This window comes from Micromonospora pallida, assembly GCF_900090325.1.
GTDB lineage: Bacteria > Actinomycetota > Actinomycetes > Mycobacteriales > Micromonosporaceae > Micromonospora > Micromonospora pallida.
This window is the reverse complement of record NZ_FMHW01000002.1, coordinates 3,586,779-3,610,110: the sequence shown is the minus strand read 5'-3', so window position 1 is coordinate 3,610,110 and position 23,332 is coordinate 3,586,779. Positions and strand designations below refer to the sequence as shown.

Annotated in this window: 22 protein-coding genes; 20 read left to right on the top strand and 2 right to left on the bottom strand. The window is 71.7% G+C overall.

What is annotated here, in order from left to right; genetic code table 11:
* The first annotated feature begins 778 nt into the window (after positions 1 to 778).
* From GA0074692_RS14480 to GA0074692_RS14445, 8 genes are all read left to right on the top strand, one after another.
* The gene (locus GA0074692_RS14480) at positions 779 to 1,405 is read left to right on the top strand and encodes a hypothetical protein (protein WP_091653460.1); all 627 of its coding nucleotides are present in this window, start codon (positions 779 to 781) and stop codon (positions 1,403 to 1,405) included.
* Positions 1,406 to 1,556: 151 nt separating this feature from the next.
* Entirely contained in the window at positions 1,557 to 2,018 is a 462-nt protein-coding gene (locus GA0074692_RS14475; protein WP_091644821.1) for a DUF948 domain-containing protein, read from the top strand.
* 24 nt (positions 2,019 to 2,042) lie between these two features.
* Positions 2,043 to 2,348: a hypothetical protein gene (locus GA0074692_RS14470; protein WP_091644819.1), complete on the top strand. Its 306-nt coding sequence runs from the start codon at positions 2,043 to 2,045 to the stop codon at positions 2,346 to 2,348.
* Positions 2,345 to 5,023 (top strand): alanine--tRNA ligase, encoded by a 2,679-nt coding sequence (gene alaS / locus GA0074692_RS14465; protein ID WP_091644816.1) that lies wholly within the window; start codon positions 2,345 to 2,347, stop codon positions 5,021 to 5,023. The genes GA0074692_RS14470 and alaS overlap by 4 nt, the downstream gene beginning before the upstream one ends.
* Positions 5,024 to 5,125: 102 nt before the next feature.
* Entirely contained in the window at positions 5,126 to 5,584 is a 459-nt protein-coding gene (gene ruvX, locus GA0074692_RS14460; protein WP_091644813.1) for a Holliday junction resolvase RuvX, read from the top strand.
* Entirely contained in the window at positions 5,584 to 6,786 is a 1,203-nt protein-coding gene (mltG, locus tag GA0074692_RS14455) for an endolytic transglycosylase MltG (protein ID WP_091644811.1), read from the top strand. The genes ruvX and mltG overlap by 1 nt, the downstream gene beginning before the upstream one ends.
* Positions 6,786 to 7,604, top strand: a complete 819-nt coding sequence (locus GA0074692_RS14450) for a shikimate dehydrogenase (RefSeq protein ID WP_091644808.1) — start codon at positions 6,786 to 6,788, stop codon at positions 7,602 to 7,604. The genes mltG and GA0074692_RS14450 overlap by 1 nt, the downstream gene beginning before the upstream one ends.
* A 122-nt stretch (positions 7,605 to 7,726) precedes the next feature.
* Complete coding sequence (locus GA0074692_RS14445; RefSeq protein ID WP_091644806.1) at positions 7,727 to 8,170, top strand: hypothetical protein; 444 nt, start codon at positions 7,727 to 7,729, stop codon at positions 8,168 to 8,170.
* A 142-nt stretch (positions 8,171 to 8,312) separates the two neighbouring features.
* Here the strand turns inward: GA0074692_RS14445 and metK are convergent, their stop codons facing one another.
* Positions 8,313 to 9,506: a methionine adenosyltransferase gene (metK, locus tag GA0074692_RS14440; RefSeq protein ID WP_091644803.1), complete on the bottom strand. Its 1,194-nt coding sequence runs from the start codon at positions 9,504 to 9,506 to the stop codon at positions 8,313 to 8,315.
* Positions 9,507 to 9,849: 343 nt separating this feature from the next.
* Here metK and aroC point away from each other — a divergent pair, with 343 nt between their 5' ends.
* The 7 genes from aroC to nusB all read left to right on the top strand — a co-directional run bounded on the left by aroC (position 9,850) and on the right by nusB (position 14,881).
* Positions 9,850 to 11,028, top strand: coding sequence for a chorismate synthase (aroC, locus tag GA0074692_RS14435; RefSeq protein WP_091644800.1), 1,179 nt, complete (start codon positions 9,850 to 9,852; stop codon positions 11,026 to 11,028).
* A gap of 61 nt (positions 11,029 to 11,089) precedes the next feature.
* Positions 11,090 to 11,596, top strand: a complete 507-nt coding sequence (locus GA0074692_RS14430; protein ID WP_091653457.1) for a shikimate kinase — start codon at positions 11,090 to 11,092, stop codon at positions 11,594 to 11,596.
* 64 nt (positions 11,597 to 11,660) lie between these two features.
* Complete coding sequence (locus GA0074692_RS34745; protein WP_176738451.1) at positions 11,661 to 12,164, top strand: hypothetical protein; 504 nt, start codon at positions 11,661 to 11,663, stop codon at positions 12,162 to 12,164.
* Between the two features lie 127 nt (positions 12,165 to 12,291).
* Positions 12,292 to 13,371: a 3-dehydroquinate synthase gene (gene aroB, locus GA0074692_RS14420; RefSeq protein ID WP_091644798.1), complete on the top strand. Its 1,080-nt coding sequence runs from the start codon at positions 12,292 to 12,294 to the stop codon at positions 13,369 to 13,371.
* A complete protein-coding gene (aroQ, locus tag GA0074692_RS14415; protein ID WP_091644796.1) occupies positions 13,368 to 13,805 on the top strand; it encodes a type II 3-dehydroquinate dehydratase in 438 nt (145 codons plus the stop codon). Before aroB ends, aroQ begins: the two co-directional genes overlap by 4 nt.
* Before the next feature lie 84 nt (positions 13,806 to 13,889).
* Positions 13,890 to 14,447, top strand: a complete 558-nt coding sequence (gene efp / locus GA0074692_RS14410; protein WP_091644794.1) for an elongation factor P — start codon at positions 13,890 to 13,892, stop codon at positions 14,445 to 14,447.
* Between the two features lie 23 nt (positions 14,448 to 14,470).
* Positions 14,471 to 14,881 (top strand): transcription antitermination factor NusB, encoded by a 411-nt coding sequence (gene nusB, locus GA0074692_RS14405; protein WP_176738695.1) that lies wholly within the window; start codon positions 14,471 to 14,473, stop codon positions 14,879 to 14,881.
* A 207-nt stretch (positions 14,882 to 15,088) separates the two neighbouring features.
* On the opposite strand, the gene bldD is transcribed toward nusB, so the two are convergent.
* Positions 15,089 to 15,577, bottom strand: a complete 489-nt coding sequence (bldD, locus tag GA0074692_RS14400; RefSeq protein WP_018253136.1) for a transcriptional regulator BldD — start codon at positions 15,575 to 15,577, stop codon at positions 15,089 to 15,091.
* A 286-nt stretch (positions 15,578 to 15,863) separates the two neighbouring features.
* Here bldD and pyrR point away from each other — a divergent pair, with 286 nt between their 5' ends.
* From pyrR to carB, 5 genes are read left to right on the top strand one after another with little or no spacing between them, the layout of a single operon-like run.
* Positions 15,864 to 16,448, top strand: coding sequence for a bifunctional pyr operon transcriptional regulator/uracil phosphoribosyltransferase PyrR (pyrR, locus tag GA0074692_RS14395; RefSeq protein WP_091644790.1), 585 nt, complete (start codon positions 15,864 to 15,866; stop codon positions 16,446 to 16,448).
* Entirely contained in the window at positions 16,445 to 17,371 is a 927-nt protein-coding gene (locus GA0074692_RS14390; protein ID WP_091644787.1) for an aspartate carbamoyltransferase catalytic subunit, read from the top strand. The genes pyrR and GA0074692_RS14390 overlap by 4 nt, the downstream gene beginning before the upstream one ends.
* Positions 17,368 to 18,645, top strand: a complete 1,278-nt coding sequence (locus tag GA0074692_RS14385) for a dihydroorotase (protein WP_091644785.1) — start codon at positions 17,368 to 17,370, stop codon at positions 18,643 to 18,645. The genes GA0074692_RS14390 and GA0074692_RS14385 overlap by 4 nt, the downstream gene beginning before the upstream one ends.
* A complete protein-coding gene (gene carA, locus GA0074692_RS14380; protein WP_091644783.1) occupies positions 18,645 to 19,820 on the top strand; it encodes a glutamine-hydrolyzing carbamoyl-phosphate synthase small subunit in 1,176 nt (391 codons plus the stop codon). Before GA0074692_RS14385 ends, carA begins: the two co-directional genes overlap by 1 nt.
* Complete coding sequence (gene carB / locus GA0074692_RS14375; RefSeq protein WP_091644781.1) at positions 19,813 to 23,229, top strand: carbamoyl-phosphate synthase large subunit; 3,417 nt, start codon at positions 19,813 to 19,815, stop codon at positions 23,227 to 23,229. Before carA ends, carB begins: the two co-directional genes overlap by 8 nt.
* The last annotated feature ends 103 nt before the right edge of the window (positions 23,230 to 23,332 follow it).

Here is a 23,332-nt window from a genome sequence, read left to right as displayed (position 1 = left end):
GCCCCCCCACCCCGGAGCGGAGCAGGCCGCACCGGCGCGCGGCGCGGCGCACCCACCCGTTCCGGGCCCGGTTCCACCCGTTTCGGGCCCGGTTCCACCCGCTCCGGGCTCGGTTCCGCCTCCACCTGCTCCGGCCCCATCCGCGCCGGGTCCGGTCCCACCGCCGTCCGGTGCGGTCCGTCCGCCGGTGCCGGGTACCGTGCCGCCGCCGGTGGCGGGTGGCCCCGCCTGGCCGGCACCGGGTGCCCCCGTACCCGGGCCACGGGCGACGCCGGGCGCGCCGCCCGCTGCCGGCCCGGCCCGTGGGGCGGCCCGGCCTCCGGCTTCGGTCGACCCCGGCTCTCGGGGGAGCGCCCGCCCCGGGGCTGGTGAACCCGGTGTCGCGGGACCGTCCGTCGAACCGTCCGGCCCGCCGGAGGGCGCCGTGGGCCGTCCGGCCGCCGGCCCCGCCCGGGCCACCGCCACCCCGGTCGGCGGTCCACCGACCGTGACTCGGGCCACCGCCGCTCCGGTCTCCGGCCCGCCGCCGGTGGCCCGGGCCGCCGCGTCCGTCGGCCGCGCCGTCCCGCCCGGCGGCGACCCGGAACGCCCCGGTGCCGACCCCGGACCACCGGCCCGGGACGTCGGTGCCCACCCGGGTGGGGCGATCGCCCGTGCCGCCGTGGCACCGCCGGGCGCCCCGCCGCTGCGCAGTGCCGCCGGGACCGCACCGTCCGACGACGACGGTGCGCCGAGCGGCGGGAAGCTCCGCGTCGCCCGCTCCGAGCTGCGGCGGCAGATGCGGGAGCGCCGACGGCTGCGGCTCGGCGTGCTGGTCGCGGTGAGCGTGCTCCTGCTCGGCGCGGTGCCGGCCTTCTTCGCTGTCCGGGCGCTCAGCCGCGACCCGGTCTTCGGCTCCCTCGACGAACTGGACGTGCCCGCCTGGGCCGCGGCGGAGACCGTCGACAACGTCAGCGGCAGCCGCTGGTGCCTCCAGGACTGTCGGCTGCGGGAACGGACCGCCTCCTCGGACCGCTCTCCCGAGGAGACCGCACCGGAGTACGAGCGGGCGCTGGCCGCCGCCGGCTGGGAGCGCTGGAAGATCACCCGTTGCCCGGGGCAGCCTGCCCCGGGGGCGTACACCTGCTGGCGGCGGGACGAACTGACCCTGGACCTCTGGGTCCGGCCGCCGACGTGCGTGCCGCCGCCGGTCGACGGTCAACCGGCGGTCCCGCCGTCGCCGCTGGCGTCGCCGGCCGCAGCCGAGGACTGCGGCGGGTCGTTGGTGTCGTTGAAGGTCCGTAACGCTGTCGACGACGACCGGACCCGCCCGCAGCCCAGCACGGACCCGTCGCTCACCGGCGAGGATCCCTTCCCCACCTTCACCGACGATCCGCTGGAGGATCTGGCACCGTCACCGTCCTGAGCCGCCGTCCATCACTGACGGTAGGGTCTGGGGCTGGCGGACCGGCGCCGGTCACCGACCACTGCGGTGACCGGCAGGTCGGGATGGGACACGACGGTCGCACCTCCCACCGACGAGGGGTCGGCGGGACCATTGCTTGAGGAGGACACGCGTGGAGCTTGGAGAGGTCGCGGCGCTGGTCGCGGCGATCGCGTTCGCGATGCTGGTGCTGATCCTGACGCTGCCCATCCTGCGACTGCGGCACACCGTGGACGCCACCACCCGCATGATCAACGACCTCAACGAGCGCAGCGCGCCGCTGCTCGGCAACGTCAACACGACGGTGGAGAACGTCAACGTGGCGCTGACCCAGGTGCAGACTTCGCTGGACGGGGTGAACATCCAGCTCGCCAAGGTCGACAACATGACCAGCCACGCCCAGAACATCACCGCCAACGTGGCGAACCTCGCCACCGTGGTCTCCGCTGCCGCCGCCAACCCGCTGGTCAAGGTCGCCGCCTTCGGGTACGGCGTCCGTCGCGCCGCCGCCGCCCGCCGGCACGCCGAGACCGAGCGTGAGGTCCGCGACACCATCAAGCAGCAGCGGCGGGCCGCCAAGCGCGGCGACCGCTGACCCGGCCGACGGGAGGAGGAGGGCATGAGGCGTCTGTTCTGGCTCGGCATCGGGCTCGCCGTCGGCGTGGTCGTGGTCCGCAAGGCCACCCGCACCGCGCACGCGTACACGCCGCAGGGCATCGCCAGCTCGCTGACGGAATCGGCTGGCGGGCTGATGGAGTCGCTGCGTAGCTTCGTGGAGGACGTCCGGATCGGGATGGCCGAACGCGAGCAGGAGATCCACGAGGCGTTCGCCCGGGGCGAGGCGTTCGACGACCAGTTCGCCGAGCTGCGGGAGGACCCGCGTATCGGTGACCGAGAGATCTTTCCGGAGGAACCCCAGCGATGAAGACGGCGGAGATCAAGCGGCGGTATCTCGCCCACTTCGAGGCCAACGGCCATGCCGTGGTGCCGTCCGCTCCGCTGCCCGCCATCAGCGACCCGAACCTGCTGTTCGTCAACGCCGGCATGGTGCAGTTCGTCCCGTACTTCCTGGGTCAGCAGACCCCGCCGTACCCGCGGGCGGTCAGCGTCCAGAAGTGCATCCGGACGCCGGACATCGACGAGGTCGGCAAGACCAGCCGGCACGGCACGTTCTTCCAGATGAACGGCAACTTCTCCTTCGGCGACTACTTCAAGGCCGGGGCGATCCCGCTCGCCTGGGAGCTGTCCACGAAGCCGGTCGCCGAGGGCGGCTTCGGGCTCGACCCGGAGCGGATCTGGCCCACCGTCTACCTCGACGACGACGAGGCGTACGACATCTGGCGGTCGGTCGGCGTGCCGGTGGAGCGGATCGTCCGGCGGGGTAAGAAGGACAACTACTGGTCGATGGGCATCCCCGGCCCGGCCGGCCCGTGCTCGGAGCTCTTCTACGACCGGGGCCCCGCCTACGGGCGCGAGGGCGGTCCGGAGGTCGACGAGGACCGCTACCTGGAGTTCTGGAATCTCGTCTTCATGCAGTACGAGATCGCGGACGTCACCAGCAAGGAGCACTTCCGGATCGTCGGCGAGCTGCCGAAGAAGAACATCGACACCGGCATGGGGCTGGAGCGGATCGCCTCCATCCTCCAGGGCGTCGACAACCTCTACGAGATCGACGAGGTCCGGCCGATCCTCGACCGTGCCTCCGAGCTGAGCGGCAAGCGGTACGGCACGAGTTCCGGCCAGGTGGCCGCCGAGTCGCACCCGGACGACGTCCGGCTGAGGGTGGTCGCCGACCACGTGCGGACCGCGCTGATGCTGATCGGCGACGGGGTGACCCCGAGCAACGAGGGGCGTGGCTACGTGCTGCGCCGGATCATGCGGCGGGCGATCCGGGCGATGCGGCTGCTCGGCTACCAGGACCGGGCGCTGCCCGAGCTGCTCCCGGTGGCCCGGGACTGCATGTCCCCGTCGTACCCGGAGCTGGCCACCGACTTCGACCGGATCTCGCAGTACGCCTACGCCGAGGAGGACGCCTTCCTGTCCACCCTGCGCGCCGGCACCACGATCCTGGACACGGCGATCAGCGAGACGAAGCAGGCCGGGAAGCCGGCGCTCTCCGGTGACAAGGCGTTCCAGCTGCACGACACGTACGGCTTCCCGATCGACCTGACCCTGGAGATCGCCGCCGAGCAGGGGCTCACCGTCGACGCCGAGGGCTTCCGCCGGCTGATGGCCGATCAGCGGTCCCGGGCCAAGGCCGACGCGAAGGCCCGCAAGACCGGGCACACCGACCTGTCGGCGTACCGGTCGGTGCTGGACGGCGGCGGCCCGGTCAGCTTCACCGGATACACCGAGACCTCCCGCGAGGCGACCGTCCGGGCGCTGCTCTCCGGCGGCGCGCCGGTCGCGGCGGCCGTCGAGGGGGACACCATCGAGCTGGTGCTCGACGCGACCCCGTTCTACGCCGAGGGCGGTGGGCAGCAGCCCGACCAGGGCCTGATCACCGTCGGCGGCGGCGAGGTCGAGGTCTTCGACGTGCAGCAGCCGGTTCCCGGCCTGGTGGTGCACCGGGCGAAGGTGCGCCGGGGCGAGGTGCGGGCCGGTGAGACCGGCTTCGCCGAGATCGACCTGACCCGGCGGCGGGCGATCTCCCGCTCGCACACCGCCACCCACCTGGTGCACCAGACCATGCGGAACTTCCTCGGCGAGTCGGCCACCCAGGCCGGTTCGTTGAACGCCCCGGGCCGGCTGCGGTTCGACTTCAACACCCCGACCGGGGTCGCGCCGAGCGTGCTGCACGACGTGGAGCAGCAGGTCAACGAGGTGCTCCTGGCCGACCTGGAGGTGCACGCCTTCATCACCTCGCTGGAGGAGGCCCGCCGGATCGGCGCGATGGCGCTCTTCGGCGAGAAGTACGGTGACGAGGTGCGGGTCGTCGAGGTCGGGGACTACGCCCGCGAGCTGTGCGGCGGCACCCACGTCGACCGGTCCGGCCAGCTCGGCCTGGTGAAGATCCTCTCCGAGTCGTCGATCGGCTCCGGGGTGCGCCGGGTCGAGGCGCTGGTCGGTATGGACGCGTTCCGCTTCCTGGCCAAGGAGCACCTGCTCGTCGCCCGGCTGGCCGAGCTGTACCGGGTGCCCAGCGACCAGGTGGCCGACCGGGTGGAGCAGACCGTCACCCAGCTCCGCGACGCCGAGAAGGAGCTGGAGAAGCTCCGCGCCCAACTGGTGCTCGGTGGTGCCGCGGCGCTCGCCGCGCAGGCCAAGGACGTGCGCGGGGTCGCGTACGTCGGCACCGAGGCGCCGGAGGGCGCGGGCGGCAACGACGTACGGACCCTGGCCCAGGAGATCCGGGGCCGGATCGATCCGGCCCGGCCGGCGGTGGTCGCGGTGGCTGCCCGCGCCAACGGCAAGGCCTCCCTGGTGGTGGCGGTGAACGGTGCCGCCCGCAGCCGGGGCCTGGCCGCGAACGACCTGGTCAAGGCGGCCTTCTCCGGCCGGGGCGGGGGCAGCCCCGACCTGGCCCAGGGCGGTGGCCTGCCGGCGGCCGAGGCGCCGAAGCTGCTGCTCACCGTGGAACAGGCGATCAGCGAGGCGTGACGTCCCAGTCGAGGGACACCAGGGCGGACCGGACGGTCCGCCCTGGTGTGTTCCTGCGGTACGGAGGCCGGCCCGACGTGGTCGGCGGGGGAGTGAACCCGATTGAGTGAATTCGTCCGGGGTGTCCGCCTCGGGGTGGATGTGGGACAGGTCCGGGTGGGTGTGTCGATCTGCGACCCGGACGGCATCCTGGCCACCCCGCTGGTCACCCTCGCACGGGACCTGAGCAGCGCGGACGACGCCGTGCCCAGCGACCTCGCCGCCCTGGCGCGGCTGGTCGTCGAGCACGGGGCGGTCGAGGTGGTGGTCGGCCTCCCGGTCAACCTGGCCGGCAAGCACGGACCGGCCGCCGCTCACGCCACCTCGTACGCGCACCGTTTGGCTGATGTAATAACGCCTGTTCCGGTGACGCTGACGGACGAGAGGATGTCGACCGTGGTGGCTTCTCGTAGGCTGGCCGAGCGGGGCGTCCGAGGTAAACGGCAACGTGCGGTGGTCGACCAGGCCGCCGCGGTGGAGATTCTGCAGAGCTGGCTAGAGGCGCAGCGGAGGCGGACGTAATGATCGACGACCTGGATCTCGGTTTCGACGAACGTGACCGGGGCGACAAGGGCCGGCACCGGCGCAGCGCCGTGCGCAAGCGCCAGGGCAAGGGCAAGGGCGGTGGCGGCCGGACCGTTCTCGCCCTGATGCTGGCGCTCGTCCTGCTCGGCGCGATCGGTGGTGGGGCCTTCTACGGCTTCGACCGGGTGCAGGGCTACTTCGTCACCCCCGACTACGACGGCGCCGGCACGGGCGAGGTGACCATCGAGGTCAAGCAGGGCGCGCTGATCGCCGACATCGCCAACGTGCTGTACGGCGCGGGTGTGGTGAAGAGCGCCCAGGCGTTCATCGAGGCCGCCGAGGAGAACTCGCGCAGCAAGAACATCCAGCCGGGCACCTACAAGGTGCGCAAGGAGATGAGCGGCGAGAACGCCCTCGGGATGCTCCTCGACCTCAAGAACAAGATCGTCAACGGGCTCACCATCCCCGAGGGGCTCACCGCCAAGCAGACGTACAAGCGCCTCTCGGAGCAGACGAAGATCCCGGTGGAGGACTTCGAGGCGGCGGCGAAGGACCCGGAGGCGCTCGGCGTCCCGGACTGGTGGTTCAACCGCAACGACGGCAAGAAGGTCGTCAAGTCGGTCGAGGGTTTCCTCTACCCGGACACCTACGAGATCGCACCGAAGGCGACCGCCGAGTCGATCCTCAAGGAGATGGTGCAGAACTTCCTCACCGTCACCGAGAAGATGGACTTCGCCAAGCGGGTGGAGAAGGAGCGCGGCGGGATCAGCCCGTACGAGGCGCTGATCGTCGCCTCGCTCGCCCAGGCCGAGGCCGGCAACAAGGACGACCTCGGCAAGGTCGCCCGGGTCGCCTACAACCGGGTCTACAGCGGCACCTTCGACTGCAGTTGCCTGGAGATGGACGTCACGGTCAACTACTACCTGGAGATGACCGGTCAGAAGACCAAGTCCTCCAAGGAGATGACCGCCAAGGACATGGACAACCCGAAGAACCCGTACAACCGCAAGCTGCCCGGCATGGTGCCGACACCGATCAACAACCCGGGCCTGCACGCGCTGGAAGGGGCGATGGACCCGCCGGAGGGCAAGTGGCTCTTCTTCGTGGCCATCGACAAGGAGGGGCACTCCGAGTTCGCCGAGACCTACGAGCAGCACCAGAAGAACGAGGACAAGGCGCGAGAGGCCGGCATCATCTGATGACGCAGGCCCGTCGGGCGGCGGTGGTCGGCAAGCCCATTGCCCACTCCCTCTCGCCCACGATCCACAACGCCGGGTACGCGGCGGCCGGGCTGACCGGGTGGTCGTACAGCCGCTTCGAGTGCGACGCGGCCGGCCTGCCCGGCCTGGTCGCCGACCTCGGCCCGGAGTGGGCCGGGCTGTCGGTGACCATGCCGGGCAAGGAGGCGGCGCTCGCGCTGGCCGACGAGGTCTCGCCGGTCGCCGCCGCCGTCAGTGCCGCCAACACCCTGGTACGGCGACCGGACGGCACCTGGTACGCGGACAACACCGACGTGGTGGGCATGGTCGACGTGCTGACCGCCACCGGGGTGACCTCCGGTGCCACGGTCACCGTGCTGGGGGCGGGCGGGACGGCCCGGGCGGCGATCGCCGCGGCGGCGCGACTGGCCGCCAAGTCGGTGACGGTGCTGGCCCGCCGTCCGGAGGCGATCGACGACCTGCGTCCGGTGGCCGGGGCGCTCGGGGTGCCGATGACCGGTGCCGACCTGGCGGACGCTCCCGCCCACCTCGACGCGGACGTGGTGATCTCGACCCTGCCCAAGGGCGTCGCCGACCCGTTCGCCCAGGTGACCGCCTGGCGGCCCGGGACGGTCTGCTTCGACGCGCTCTACGACCCCTGGCCGACCCCGCTCGCCGGGTCCGCGCAGGCGGCCGGCTGCCCGGTGGTCTCCGGTCTGGATCTGCTGCTCGCCCAGGCGGTCGGCCAGTTCGAGCAGTTCACCGGCGTCCCCGCCCCGGTCGAGGCGATGCGCGCGGCCCTCACCGCCGCCCGCTGACCCGAACCGGCAGTGTCGCTGTACCACCCGGGCGCCATCCGCCCTGGGAGATCCTCCGCCGTCGACTGCAACAAGAAGAAGAGAAGATAGGCATGACGCCGCCGCGACGCGCGAGTAGCCAGGTGGAGATCGGCGTGTACTTCCTTCCGTCGGTCGACTGGTCCGCCCCTGCCCGCGATGGCTCAGACCATCGGTTGCGCTCCGTCGGCGGGTCGGCAGCCTTTCGGCTGCCGGCCGGCTGCACGATCCTGGTCACCGAACGGCAGGCCCGGATGCTGCGGCGTGCCGGGACGCTGATGCGCCTCCACTTTGCCATGTTGCCCATCGCGCTCCTCCTCTTCGCTGGTAATCAGTTCGTGCTGGCATCCGATGGGTCCGGTGGATGGGTTGTGGCAGCGGTCGCCAGCGCCACCATGCTCTTGTTGTACCCGGTCGTGGCGCTGTGGCTCCGGCGTCTGGGCATGCCCTACCTCCGCGGGGACACGGTGGTGTTACCCGACGTCGACACCGTGCTGGCCGAGGAGTTGGCGAGACGCCATCCCGGCTACGTCAGGGTGTCCCGGTAGGCCGCTGGGCGGTTGAGGTGAGGGGGCCGGGCGCGGGGCGTCCCGCGTGACTGCCCCGAAGCGCCGTTGACGCCTGTGGTCGCCGATGCCGAAAGGGCCGCCCCGGAAGTCGGGGCGGCCCTTTCGGTCCTGTCTTCCCGGGTCAGGCTCCTGCGGCTGACTTGAGGTCGGCGGCTCGGTCGGTGTTCTCCCAGGTCAGTTCGGGGAGTTCGCGGCCGAAGTGGCCGTAGGCGGCGGTCTGCCGGTAGATCGGCCGGAGCAGGTTCAAATCGCGGATGATCGCCGCGGGGCGCAGGTCGAACACCTCACCCACGGCCTTCTCGATCCGCTCGACCGGCACGTTCTCCGTGCCGAACGTCTCGATGAACAAACTCACCGGGTGTGCCTTACCGATCGCGTACGCGACCTGCACCTCACACCGCTCCGCCAACCCTGCGGCGACGACGTTCTTCGCGACCCACCGCGTCGCATACGCGGCGGACCGGTCGACCTTCGACGGGTCCTTACCGGAGAACGCCCCACCACCATGCCGGGCGTACCCACCGTAGGTGTCCACGATGATCTTCCGACCCGTCAGACCCGCGTCACCCATCGGGCCACCGATCTCGAACCGGCCCGTCGGGTTCACCAACAACCGGTACCCGTCCGTGTCCAACCCCAGCCCATCCACCTCCGGGGTGATCACATGGTCCCGCACGTCCGGAGTCAGCAACGACTCCAGACTGATGTCCGCCGCATGCTGGGAGGACACGACCACCGTGTTCAGACGGACCGGCCGCAAACCGTCGTACTCGATGGTCACCTGCGTCTTACCATCCGGACGCAGGTACGGGATCGTCCCGTCCTTCCGCACCGCCGACAACCGCCGCGCCAACCGGTGCGCCAAAGCGATCGGCAGAGGCATCAACTCCGGGGTTTCCGAACACGCGAACCCGAACATCATGCCCTGGTCCCCGGCGCCCTGCGCATCCAACGCCGACTCCGACGACCCGGTCCGCAACTCGAACGCGTTGTCCACACCCTGAGCGATGTCCGGGGACTGCGCCCCGATCGACACACTCACCCCACACGACGCCCCGTCGAACCCCTTACGCGACGAGTCATAGCCGATCCCCAGGATCGTCTCCCGCACGATCGCCGGAATATCCGCGTACGCCTTCGTCGTCACCTCACCCGCGACATGCACCTGACCCGTCGTGATCAAGGTCTCCACCGCGACCCGCGAACGCGGATCCTCACTCAACAGAGCATCCAAAATCCCATCACTGATCTGATCAGCGATCTTGTCCGGGTGGCCCTCCGTGACCGACTCGGACGTGAAAAGGCGACGTGCCACAGTGCTCCTCTCGGGTCTCGACGTCCCGGCCGGGGTCGGCCGTCGTCGGTTCGGGGTCGGGTTACGCGTACGGCCGGGTCGTGGCGGTGCGGATTGCGGCCGGCAGCCGGGCCGGCACCCGATCCCGGTGTCGTCCCGTCCGAGACGCTAGGGGAGGAGGTACGAGCGCTTCTCCAGGCTGACTCGAGCCGTGCTCGCGGCCACTGGCGTCGAGCGCGACGGATTCGCCGGCTCGTGGTATGGCGGCGCGCATGGGCGTGGCCCGGTGCCGCCCCCGGTCCGTAGGGCGGGACGCGGTGGCCGGCGCGGGGCGACGAATGCGGGGCGTGACAGACTGACCGGTGTGCTGCGCTGGTTGACGTCAGGTGAATCACACGGTCCCGCCCTGGTCGCGCTCCTCGAGGGGGTGCCCGCCGGAGTCGAGGTCACCACCGGGGAGATCTCCGCTGAGCTGGCCCGACGGCGACTCGGCTACGGCCGGGGCGCGCGGATGTCCTTCGAGCAGGACGAGGTCGAGGTCATCGGGGGGCTCCGGCACGGGGTGACCCTCGGTAGCCCGGTGGCCATCCGGGTCGGGAACTCGGAGTGGCCCAAGTGGCGCACCGTGATGGCCGCCGACCCGGTCGACCCGGACGAGTTGGCCCGGCAGGCGCGCAACGCGCCGCTGACCCGTCCCCGTCCGGGCCACGCCGACCTGGCCGGCATGCAGAAGTACGGCCACACCGACGCCCGGCCGATCCTGGAACGGGCCAGCGCCCGGGAGACCGCCGCGCGGGTCGCCGTCGGGACCGTCGCCAAGGCCCTGGTGAAGCAGACCCTGGGCATCGACATCGTCTCGCACGTGGTGGAACTCGGCCCGGTCGTGGCCAAGCCGGGGCTGCGTCCCCGGCCGGAGGACGCCGAGCGGATCGACGCCGACCCGCTGCGCTGCCTCGATCCGGAGGCGAGTGCCCGGATGGTCGCCGAGGTCGACGCCGCGAAGAAGGCCGCCGACACCCTCGGTGGCGTGGTCGAGGTGCTGGCGTACGGGGTGCCGCCCGGCCTGGGCAGCCACGTGCAGTGGGACCGCAAGCTCGACGCCCGACTGGCCACCGCGCTGATGTCGATCCAGGCGATCAAGGGGGTCGAGATCGGCGACGGCTGGTACCAGGCGCGCTCCCGGGGCTCCGTGGCGCACGACGAGATCGTGCCCACCGCGACCGGAGTGCGTCGGGTGACCGACCGGGCCGGCGGCCTGGAGGGCGGCATCACCACCGGCGAGCCGCTGCGGGTACGAGCCGCGATGAAGCCGATCTCCTCGCTGAACCGGGCCCTCGCCACGGTCGACGTGACCACCGGCGAGCCGGCGACCGCGATCAACCAGCGGTCGGACGTCTGTGCCGTGCCGGCCGCGGCGGTGGTCGCCGAGGCGATGGTCGCCCTGGTGCTCGCCGAGGCCACCCTGGAGAAGTTCGGCGGTGACTCGGTCGCGGAGATCCGCCGCAACCTCGCCGGCTACCTCGAAACCCTGGTCATCCGGTGAGCGCGAGGAGCGCAGCGCAGCGGAGCCCCGCAGTCGCGAACGAAAGGGCGGCCCAGTGAGCCTGAGTCGTCCGGTGTGTGTGCTGGTGGGGGCACCGGGGGCGGGTAAGACAACCATCGGGAACGCGCTCGCCGCCGCGCTTGGCGTGGAGTTCCGCGACACCGACCAGGACATCGAGCGGATGGCCGGCAAGCCGATCCCGGAGATCTTCGTCGACGAGGGGGAGGCGCACTTCCGTACCCTCGAACGGGCGGCGGTGGCGGCGGCGCTGGCCTCCTGTCCCGGCGTGCTCGCCCTCGGTGGTGGCGCGATCCTCGCCGAGGAGAACCGCGTCGCGCTGGTCGGCCACACGGTGGTGCACCTCAGCGTGGAGCTGGTGGACGCGGTCAAGCGGGTCGACCTGGGTGCCGGCCGGCCGCTGCTGGCGATCAACCCGAGGGCGACCCTGCGGTACCTGATGGAGCAGCGCCGCCCGCTCTACGAGGAGGTGGCGACGGCTACTGTGGCCACCGACGGGCGTACCCGGGAGGAGATCGTCGCCGATATCCTGCCGCTGCTCGTCCGCTGACGCGTCCCCACCGGGTGCCACGGACGGTTCCGTGGCACCCAGGCATCTTCGGAAGGGTTGAGTAGTGTCCCGTACCGACCTCGTCATTCCCTCGGAGGCGGTCGCCGCGCTGCGGTTTCCCCCGGTCTCTCTGGTCGACGGAGGTCCAGCGGAGCCCATGACTGTCCGGCCCTGGCGGGGGTCGTTGTTTCGCCGGTCGGCGCCGGTCGCCCTTCCCTTCGACCCGGCCTCCGCGCCACGGGTGCGTAAGGCCCAGTCGGTGCAGCGGCTGGAAGCCCTGCTGCTCGGGCCGCTTCGGCTCGTCGTCGTTGCCGTGGGCACGGTGATGCTGGCCCGGACCTGGCTGGACCAGTCGTTCTCGTTCCTACCCTATGCCGCGGTGTTCGCGGCGCTGGCTCTGCAGGCGGTGAGTGCCCAGTTGAACGCGCGGGTCGTCCTGCCGCAGTACCCGCGGGCGCGGAAAGGGGGCGCGTTGGCGATCCGCGACGTGCCGGAGGAGGTCGCACGCCAGTGGACGGCCATGAATCCGGCGGTCCGTAGCGGCACCGACGCTGGTGGGAGCCGCTGACCGGCGGACCCGCAGCGGAGCCGGTCCGGGACCCGCTTCGCCCGGCTGCGGGCCTATGGTCCGGTATGCGGCCAGCAGGTGGACGCTTCGGTCGGATCACGGCACCGCTCGGTTAGGCTCCGCAGCGATGGACGAGATGACCCGAATCCCGGTCGGCGGCGAGCGCCCGTACGACGTACTCGTGGGACATGGCCTGGCGGACGCGCTGCCCGGCCTGCTTCCCGGCGCGACCCGTGCGGCGGTGCTGTACGCGCCTCCGCTGAAGGGCCTGGCCGACGCGCTCGGTGACCGACTGCGCGCGGCCGGCGTCGAACCGTTGCCGATCGAGGTGCCGGACGCCGAGGCCGGCAAGCAGCTTGAGGTGGCCGCCCGGTGCTGGGACCAGCTGGGGGCGGCGAACGTCACCCGCAACGACGTGGTGGTCGGGGTGGGCGGTGGCGCGGTCACCGACCTGGCCGGGTTCGTGGCGGCCTGCTGGCTGCGCGGGGTGCGCTGGGTACCGGTGGCGACCTCGCTGCTCGGCATGGTCGACGCCGCGGTGGGCGGCAAGACCGGGATCAACACCGCCGCCGGCAAGAACCTGGTCGGCGCGTTCCATCCGCCGGCCGGCGTGCTCTGCGACCTGGCCGCGCTGGACACGCTTCCCGCCGTCGACCTGACCGCCGGGCTCGCCGAGGTGGTCAAGTGCGGCTTCATCGCCGACCCGGTGATCCTGGACCTGGTCGCCAAGGATCCGGCCGCGGCGAGCGACCCGGCCGGTGGGGTGATCCGGGAGCTGATCGAACGGGCGATTCGGGTCAAGGCCGACGTGGTCTCCAGTGACCTGCGCGAGTCGGGCCTCCGGGAGGTGCTCAACTACGGCCACACCCTGGCCCACGCCATCGAGAAGGTGGAGGGCTACCGCTGGCGGCACGGCGACGCCGTCTCGGTCGGACTGGTCTACGCCGGCACGCTCTCCCGGCTGGCCGGCCGACTGGACGCGGCGACCGCCGAGCGGCACCGCGAGGTGGTGGCGGCCCTGGGTCTGCCGACGAGCTACCCGGCGGACGCCTGGCCGGAGTTGCTGGCGACGATGCGGGTGGACAAGAAGGCACGGGGCGCGCGGCTGCGGTTCGTGGTGCTCGACGGGCTGGCCCGCCCGGCGATCCTCGAGGGCCCGTCGGACGAGCTGCTGCACGCGGCGTACCAGGAGGGGGTGGCGGCGTGAGGAAGGTGTACGTGCTGAACGGTCCGAACCTGGGCCGGCTGGGCACCCGGCAGGTCGACGTCTACGGCGCGACGAGCTACGCCGACCTGGTGGCGCTCTGCGAGCGCACCGGCCGGGACCTCGGGCTGGAGGTGACGGTGCGGCAGACCGACGCCGAGCACGAGCTGATCGGCTGGCTGCACGACGCCGCCGACGAGCAGGCGGCCGTGGTGCTCAACCCGGCGGCCTGGTCGCACTACTCGTACGCGGTGCGGGACGCCTGCGCGATGCTGCGCGGGCCGCTGGTCGAGGTGCACATCTCGAACATCCACGCGCGGGAGGAGTTCCGGCAGCACTCGGTGGTCTCCGCCGTGGCGACCGGGGTGATCTGCGGCCTGGGTGTGGACGGCTACCGCCTGGCCCTGCACCACGTCGCCACCCTGGCCGCCGGCTGAGCCGGGCCCCGCCCGACCTGGTCGGTGGAGACCGCACTAGTAGACTTGCTGGGTCTGTCCGTCAATTGAAGATCAAGGCAGGAAATGGCCACCACCAACGACCTCAAGAACGGCCTGGTACTCAACCTCGACGGAGGGCTCTGGGCCGTCGTGGAGTTCCAGCACGTCAAGCCCGGCAAGGGTGGTGCCTTCGTCCGCACCACGCTGAAGAACGTGCTCTCCGGCAAGGTCGTCGACAAGACCTTCAACGCGGGCACCAAGGTCGAGACCGCGACCGTCGACAAGCGCACCATGCAGTACCTCTACGCCGACGGCGAGGACTACGTCTTCATGGACCTGGAGACGTTCGACCAGATCACCGTCCCCGGCGCCACCGTGGGTGAGGCGGCGAACTACCTCCTCCCCGAGGCCGAGGCGATCGTGGCCACGCACGAGGGTGTGCCGCTCTACGTCGAGCTGGCGACCAGTGTCGTGCTGGAGGTCACCTACACCGAGCCGGGCCTCCAGGGCGACCGCTCCACCGGCGGCAACAAGCCGGCCACCGTCGAGACCGGCGCGACCGTGCAGGTGCCGCTCTTCATCACCACCGGCGAGAAGATCAAGGTGGACACCCGCGACGGCCGTTACCTCGGCCGCTCCTGATGGCCGAGGCTCCCAAGCAGCAGATGCCGGCGCGCCGCAAGGCGCGCAAGCGGGCGCTTGACGTGCTCTACGAGGCGGACCTGCGCGGCCGGCCGCCGGTGGAGGTGCTCGCCGGCTACATCGAGCGGATCGAGAAGCCCCGCCCGGAGCACCTCGGCTACGCGGTCAGCCTGGTCGAGGGGGTGGCCGCGCACCTCGACCGGATCGACGAGCTGATCGCCAGCTACGCCGAGGGCTGGACGCTGGAGCGGATGCCGGTCATCGACCGCAACCTCGCCCGGATCGCGGTCTACGAGTTGCTGTACCACGACGACATCGACGACGCGGTGGCCATCAGCGAGGCCGTCGAGCTGGCCCGGCAGATGTCGACCGACGACTCGCCGCGCTTCCTCAACGGCATCCTCGGCCGGATCGCCGACTACGCCACCCGCTGAGCCGACTACGCCACCCGCTGGGCCGGGCCGCCGTGACCACCGGCGACCCCGCCAGCGGCCCGGCGGCCATGCCGCGCCCGGCCGCCGACTTGGCCGGACCACGGCACCGCCCGGCGACACCGCGAGACCGCCCGGCGTCGAGCAGGCCGTACGCGCCCGAGGGGCCCGCGCCGACCGGCGCGGGCCCCTCGAGGCGATAGCGGTGGTTCAGGACGCGAAGAACGCCCGGGGGTCGGCGACCAGCACGCCGTGCTCGTTCAGCCGCTCGATCAGACCGGAGGGCGAGGCGTCGTACACGATGGCCAGGGCCCGCAGGTCGTCGGCGCGGATCGAGAGGACGCGGCCGTTGTAGTCGCCACGCTGCTGCTGGATGGCGCGCGCGTACCGGGCCACGTAGGCCAGCTCCTCCGACGCCTCGTCGTAGAGCCGCTCCAGGTCCAGCACGATCTTGCTGGTCGGCTCGTGCCGTACGCCACTGCCGTCGGGCAGCAGCTCGGAGACGGGTACGCGGTAGAAGTCGGCCAGCTCGGCCAGCCGGGACACGGTGACGGCCCGGTCGCCACGCTCGTACGACCCGACCACGACGGCCTTCCACCGGCCGTTGGACTTCTCCTCCACCCCTTGCAGGGACAGGCCCTGCTGCTGGCGGATGGAGCGCAGGCGGGCGCCCAGCGACTTGGCGTATTCAGAGGGCATTCGGACACTCCCAGTGCTGCTCGGGGTTCTCCCAGCTATCGCTACGGAGCGTGACGGTACGGGGATTGCGACACGTGGTCAAGTGGTCGTGACACACCTGTTGGGATCGCGGGGTGGATCTATCCGCATTTCGGGACTGATTTGCGAATCAGCGGCCGGCCGGCGGAAGCCCCGGTGACCACTGGTAACGTGGCTGTAAGCCCCGGCCAGGGCCCCTCGCGGCCGGTCCGGGGAAGTCAGACGTCCTTTAACGACCCGTCCCGTGAGGCGGGGAAGGAGGTCCGCCGTGGCCTACCCGTCGGCCGCTCGGTCCCCGATGCCGAGACAACCCTCGGTGAAGGTGATCCTCGCCAGCGCTGACGTGCAGCGCGTGGTCGACCGCATCGCCCACCAGATTCTCGAGAAGACCCACGGTGCCGCCGACACCGTCCTGCTCGGCATCCCGACCCGGGGAGCGCCGCTGGCGCACCGGCTCGCCGCGCGGATCAGCGCCTTCGAGGACATCGCCGTACCGGTCGGTGTGCTCGACATCACGCTCTACCGCGACGACCTGCGTCGGCACGCGGTCCGGGCGGTCGGCCCGACCGAGGTGCCGCCGGGCGGAATCGACGGCAAGCGGGTCGTCCTCGTCGACGACGTGCTCTTCTCCGGCCGGACCGTCCGGGCCGCTCTGGACGCGCTCAACGACGTCGGTCGGCCCGCCTCGGTGCAGCTCGCCGTCCTGGTCGACCGGGGGCACCGGGAACTGCCCATCCGGGCCGACTACGTCGGCAAGAACATCCCGACCGCGCTCGCCGAGAGCGTCAAGGTCACCCTCGCCGAGGTCGACGGCACCGACGAGGTCAAGCTCTACGGGGGTACCCCCTCATGATCCGCCACCTGCTCTCCGGCGCAGACCTGGACGCGTCCACCGCCACCCTGGTCCTGGACACCGCCGCCCAGATGGCCACCGTCGCCGGACGGGAGGTCAAGAAGCTGCCGGCGCTGCGCGGCCGGACCGTGGTCAACCTTTTCTACGAGGACTCCACCCGGACCCGGATCTCGTTCGAGGCGGCGGCGAAGCGGCTCAGCGCCGACGTGATCAACTTCTCGGCGAAGGGGTCCAGCGTCGCCAAGGGCGAGAGCCTGAAGGACACCGCGCTCACCCTCCAAGCCATGGGCGCCGACGCGGTGGTCGTCCGGCACCCGGCCTCCGGTGCCCCGCACCGGCTGGCGAACTGGGTCGACGGGAGCGTGGTCAACGCCGGCGACGGCACCCACGAGCACCCCACCCAGGCGCTGCTCGACGCGTACACGATGCGGTCCCGGCTGGGCCGGATCGCCGGCCTGCACGTCGCCGTGGTCGGGGACGTGCTGCACAGCCGGGTGGCCCGCTCCAACGTGCTGCTGCTGTCGACCCTCGGCGCGAAGGTCACCCTGGTCGGGCCGCCCACCCTCATCCCGATGGACATCGCGCAGGCCCTCGCGCCCGGCACCGACGTCTGCTACGACCTCGACGCCGTGCTGCCCGAGGCGGACGTGGTGATGATGCTGCGGGTGCAGCGGGAGCGGATGTCCGACTCCTACTTCCCCTCCGCCCGTGAGTACGCCCGCCGCTACGGCCTGGACGGGCCCCGGATGCGCCGTCTGCCGGAGCACGCGATCGTCATGCACCCCGGCCCGATGAACCGGGGCATGGAGATCACGGCCGAGGTGGCCGACTCGCCCCGCTCCACCATCGTCGAACAGGTCACCAACGGGGTCTCCGTCCGGATGGCCGTCCTCTACCTGCTGCTCGGGGGGAACAAACTATGACCGCGTACCTGATCAAGGGGGTCAGCGTCCTCGGCGGCGACCCCACCGACCTGCTCATCCGCGACGGCGTGGTGGCGGAGACCGGCCCGGGGCTGACCGCGCCGGACGCCACCGTGGTCGACGCGACCGGGCTGGTCGCCCTGCCTGGCCTGGTCGACCTGCACACCCACCTGCGCGAGCCCGGCCGGGAGGACGCCGAGACCGTGGAGTCCGGCTCCCGGGCGGCGGCGCTCGGCGGCTACACCGCGGTCTGCGCGATGGCGAACACCTCGCCGGTCGCCGACACCGCCGGCGTGGTCGAGCAGGTCTGGCGGCTCGGCCGGGAGGCCGGGCTGGTCGACGTCCAGCCGATCGGCGCGGTCACCGTCGGCCTGGCCGGCGAGCGCCTCGCCGAGCTGGGCGCGATGGCCGACTCGGCGGCCCGGGTGCGGATCTTCTCCGACGACGGGCACTGCGTCGCCGACCCGAAGCTGATGCGCCGGGCGCTCGAGTACGTCAAGGCGTTCGACGGGATCATCGCCCAGCATGCCGAGGAACCCCGGCTCACCGAGGGCGCGCAGATGCACGAGGGCGAGGTCTCCACCCGGCTCGGGCTGACCGGCTGGCCGGCGGTCGCCGAGGAGGCGATCATCGCCCGCGACGTGCTGCTGACCGAGCACGTCGGCGGTCGCCTGCACGTCTGCCACGTCTCCACCGCCGGCAGCGTCGAGGTGCTGCGCCAGGCCAAGGCCCGGGGGGTACGGGTCACCGCCGAGGTCACCCCGCACCACCTGCTGCTCACCGACGCCAAGGCCGAGTCGTACGACCCGGTCTACAAGGTGAACCCGCCGCTGCGGACCGCCACCGACATCGCCGCGCTGCGCGCCGCCCTGGTCGAGGGCGTGATCGACATCATCGCCACCGACCACGCCCCGCACGCGGTGGAGGACAAGGAGTGCGAGTGGGCGTACGCCCGGCCCGGCATGCTGGGTCTGGAGACGGCGCTGTCGATCGCCCTCGACGTGCTCGGTCCGGAGTGGGACCTGATCGCCGAGCGGATGTCCCGCACCCCGGCCCGGATCGCCGGCCTGGACGGGCACGGCCTCGACCCGGCCCCCGGCGTCCCGGCGAACCTCACCCTGGTCGACCCGGCCGCCCGACGCGTGATCGAGCCGGCCGAACTGGCCAGTCGTAGTCGCAACACCCCGTACGCCCGCATGACGCTGCCGGGTCGCATCGTAGCGACCTTCCTGCGCGGCGAGCCGACGGTCCTGGACGGAAAGGCGCTCAAATAATGGCGAAGCGTAGGCCCGCGATCCTCGTTCTGGAGGACGGGCGCACGTTCCACGGCGAGGCGTACGGCAGCGTCGGCGAGACCTTCGGCGAGGCGGTCTTCAACACCGGCATGACCGGCTACCAGGAGACCCTGACCGACCCCTCGTACCACCGGCAGGTGGTGGTGCAGACCGCCCCGCACATTGGCAACACCGGGGTCAACGGCGAGGACGACGAGTCGTCCCGGATCTGGGTCGCCGGGTACGTGGTGCGCGACCCGGCCCGGATCGGCTCGAACTGGCGGGCCACCGGCGGGCTGGCGGAGCGGCTGGACGCCGAGGGCGTGGTCGGCATCAGCGGGGTGGACACCCGGGCGCTCACCCGGCACCTGCGCGAACGTGGCGCGATGCGGGTCGGCGTCTCCAGCGTCGAGGACGACCCACGTGCCCTGCTGGCCCGGGTCCGGCAGGCCCCGCCGATGGTCGGCGCGGACCTCTCCGCCGAGGTGACCACCGCCGAGCCGTACGTGGTGCGGGCGGAGGGCGAGCACCGGTTCACCGTCGCCGCGCTCGACCTGGGCATCAAGCGCAACGTGCCGCGCCGGCTCGCCGCGCGGGGCGTCACCACGCACGTGCTCCCCGCCGGCTCGACCATCGACGACGTGCTGGCCACCGGCGCGGACGCGGTCTTCTTCTCGCCCGGACCCGGTGACCCGGCGACCGCCGACGTTCCGGTCGCCCTGGCCCGCGAGGTGCTGCGCCGTCGGGTGCCGCTGTTCGGGATCTGCTTCGGCAGCCAGATCCTCGGCCGGGCCCTCGGTTTCGGCACCTACAAGCTCGGGTACGGCCACCGGGGCATCAACCAGCCGGTGCTGGACCGGGCCACCGGCAAGGTCGAGGTGACCAGCCACAACCACGGCTTCGCCGTCCAGTTCCCGGGCGCCGAGCCGGGGGCGCTGGTGCCCGACCGGATCATCGACACCGAGTTCGGCGGGGTCGAGGTCAGTCATGTCTGCCTGAACGACAACGTGGTCGAGGGCCTGCGGGCGAAGGACGTGCCCGCGTTCACCGTCCAGTACCACCCCGAGGCGGCGGCCGGCCCGCACGACGCGGACTACCTCTTCGACCGCTTCGCCGAGCTGATCGAGGGTCGCGGCCTCGACCGGAACCACAGTGAAGGCGGAAAGAATGCCTAAGCGGACCGATCTCAAGCACATCATGGTGATCGGCTCCGGGCCGATCGTCATCGGCCAGGCCTGCGAGTTCGACTACTCCGGCACCCAGGCGTGCCAGGTGCTGCGCGGCGAGGGGATCCGGGTCAGCCTGGTCAACTCCAACCCCGCGACGATCATGACCGACCCGGAGTTCGCCGACGCCACCTACGTCGAGCCGATCACGCCGGAGTTCGTGGAGCTGGTCATCGCCAAGGAGCGTCCGGACGCCCTGCTGCCCACCCTCGGTGGGCAGACCGCGCTGAACACCGCGGTCGCCCTGCACGAGGCGGGCGTGCTGGACAAGTACGGCGTCGAGCTGATCGGCGCGGACATCGAGGCGATCCGGCGCGGCGAGGACCGGCAGCTCTTCAAGGACATCGTCGCCAAGGCCGGGGTACGCCTCGGCTTCGACGACCCGGCCAGCCTGGTGCCCCGTTCCCGGGTCTGCCACTCGATGGACGAGGTCCACGACACCGTCGCTGAGCTGGGCCTGCCGGTGGTGATCCGGCCGTCGTTCACCATGGGCGGCCTCGGCTCCGGCATGGCGCACACCCCGGCGGACCTGGACCGCATCGCCGGGGCCGGGCTGGCCGCCAGCCCGGTGCACGAGGTGCTCATCGAGGAGAGCGTGCTCGGCTGGAAGGAGTACGAACTCGAGCTGATGCGGGACCGGCACGACAACGTCGTGGTGGTCTGCTCGATCGAGAACGTCGACCCGATGGGCGTGCACACCGGCGACAGCGTCACCGTCGCCCCGGCCATGACGCTGACCGACCGGGAGTACCAGCGCCTGCGTGACCTGGGCATCGCGGTGCTGCGCGAGGTCGGCGTGGACACCGGCGGCTGCAACATCCAGTTCGCGGTGAACCCGGCCGACGGTCGGATCGTGGTCATCGAGATGAACCCCCGGGTGTCCCGGTCGTCGGCGCTCGCGTCGAAGGCGACCGGCTTCCCGATCGCGAAGATCGCCGCGAAGCTGGCCATCGGCTACACGCTGGACGAGATCCCCAACGACATCACGCTGAAGACCCCGGCCGCGTTCGAGCCGACGCTCGACTACGTGGTGGTGAAGATCCCCCGGTTCGCGTTCGAGAAGTTCCCCGGCGCGGACCGGGAGCTGACCACCACGATGAAGTCGGTGGGCGAGGCGATGAGCCTGGGCCGGAACTTCACCGAGGCGCTGAACAAGGCGATGCGCTCGATGGAGACCGGGCACGGCGGCTTCTGGACCGCCCCGGACTCGGTCATCGCCGCCGCGACCGGCGCGGGGCCGGCCGACGTGACCCGGGAGAACACCCTCGAGGCGCTGCGGGTGCCGCACGACGGGCGGCTCTACACCGTCGAAAGGGCGTTGCGGCTCGGCGCGTCGGTCGCCGAGGTCGCCGCGGCCTCCGGCGGAATCGACCCCTGGTTCCTCGACCAGATCGCCGCCCTGGTCGAGCTGCGCGACGAGATCGTCGCCGCCCCGGTGCTCGACGTCGACCTGCTGCGTCGGGCCAAGCGGGCCGGGCTGTCCGACCGGCAGCTCGCCGCGCTCCGGCCCGAGCTGGCCGGCGAGGACGGCGTACGCACCCTGCGGCAGCGCCTCGACGTCCGGCCGGTCTACAAGACCGTGGACACCTGCGCGGCCGAGTTCGCCGCCACCACCCCGTACCACTACTCCTCGTACGACGCGGAGACCGAGGTGGTCGGCTCGGACCGGCCCAAGGTGATGATCCTGGGGTCCGGGCCGAACCGGATCGGGCAGGGCATCGAGTTCGACTACTCCTGCGTGCACGCGGTCATGGCGCTGCGCAGCGCGCCGACCGGTGGCCTCGCGGCGTCGGGTTCCGGCTACGAGACGGTCATGGTCAACTGCAACCCGGAGACCGTCTCCACCGACTACGACACCGCCGACCGGCTCTACTTCGAGCCGCTCACCTTCGAGGACGTGCTGGAGGTCTGGCACGCCGAGGACTCCTCCGGCCGGGCGGCCGGCGGGCCGGGTGTGGTCGGCGTGATCGTCCAGCTCGGCGGACAGACCCCGCTCGGGCTGGCGCAGCGGCTCAAGGACGCCGGGGTGCCGGTGGTCGGCACCTCCCCGGAGTCGATCCACCTGGCCGAGGAGCGGGGCGCGTTCGGCGCGCTGCTGGACCGGGCCGGCCTGCGGTCGCCCGCGCACGGCACCGCCACCTCGTACGACGAGGCGAAGGCGATCGCCGACGAGATCGGCTACCCGGTGCTGGTCCGCCCCTCGTACGTGCTGGGCGGGCGGGGCATGGAGATCGTCTACGACGACCCGACGCTGCGTGACTACATCGGCCGGGCCACCGACATCTCCCCGGACCACCCGGTCCTGGTCGACCGCTTCCTTGACGACGCGATCGAGATCGACGTGGACGCGCTCTGCGACGCCGACGGCGAGGTCTACCTCGGCGGCGTGATGGAACACATCGAGGAGGCCGGTATCCACTCCGGTGACTCGTCCTGCGCGCTGCCGCCGATCACCCTGGCCGGCTCGCACGTGGCGCAGGTGCGCCGGTACACCGAGGCGATCGCCCGGGGTATCGGGGTGCGGGGCCTGCTCAACGTCCAGTACGCGCTCCAGGGCGACATGCTCTACGTCCTGGAGGCGAATCCGCGTGCGTCGCGGACCGTGCCGTTCGTCTCGAAGGCCACGGCGGTGCCGTTGGCCAAGGCGGCGGCCCGGATCGCGCTCGGCGCGACCATCGCGGAGTTGCGCGCCGAGGGCCTGCTGCCGGCCACCGGGGACGGGGGCACGATGCCGCCGGACGCCCCGATCGCGGTGAAGGAGGCGGTGCTGCCGTTCAAGCGGTTCCGCACCCCCACCGGCAAGGGGGTGGACTCGCTGCTCGGTCCGGAGATGAAGTCGACCGGTGAGGTGATGGGCATCGACACCTCGTTCGGGCACGCGTTCGCCAAGAGCCAGTCCGCCGCGTACGGGTCGCTGCCCACCGCCGGTCGGATCTTCGTCTCGGTGGCGAACCGGGACAAGCGCGGCATGATCTTCCCGGTGAAGCGCCTGGCCGACCTGGGCTTCGAGATCCTGGCCACCACGGGCACGGCCGAGGTGCTGCGGCGGCACGGCATCGCCTGCGAGCAGATCCGCAAGCACTATGAGGCCGGTCAGGACGACGACGCGGTGTCGCTGATCCTCGGCGGCGAGGTCGCCCTGGTGATCAACACCCCGCAGGGCTCCGGGGCGAGTGCCCGTTCCGACGGGTACGAGATCCGCAGCGCGGCGGTGACGGCGGACATCCCCTGCATCACCACCGTCCCCGGCGCGGCGGCGGCGGTGATGGGCATCGAGGCCAGGATCCGGGGCGACATGCGTGTCCGTCCCCTCCAGGAGCTCCACGCCACCCTCCGCGCCGCCCAGGCCGCCCAGTGACCCCGCCCACCACGTTGATCGAGAAGTTCGCGTCCGGTCCGGGCCGGTTCCGCGACGCGAACCTCTTGATCGACCCCGGAACTCCGGGGCCGGGGGAGGTGGC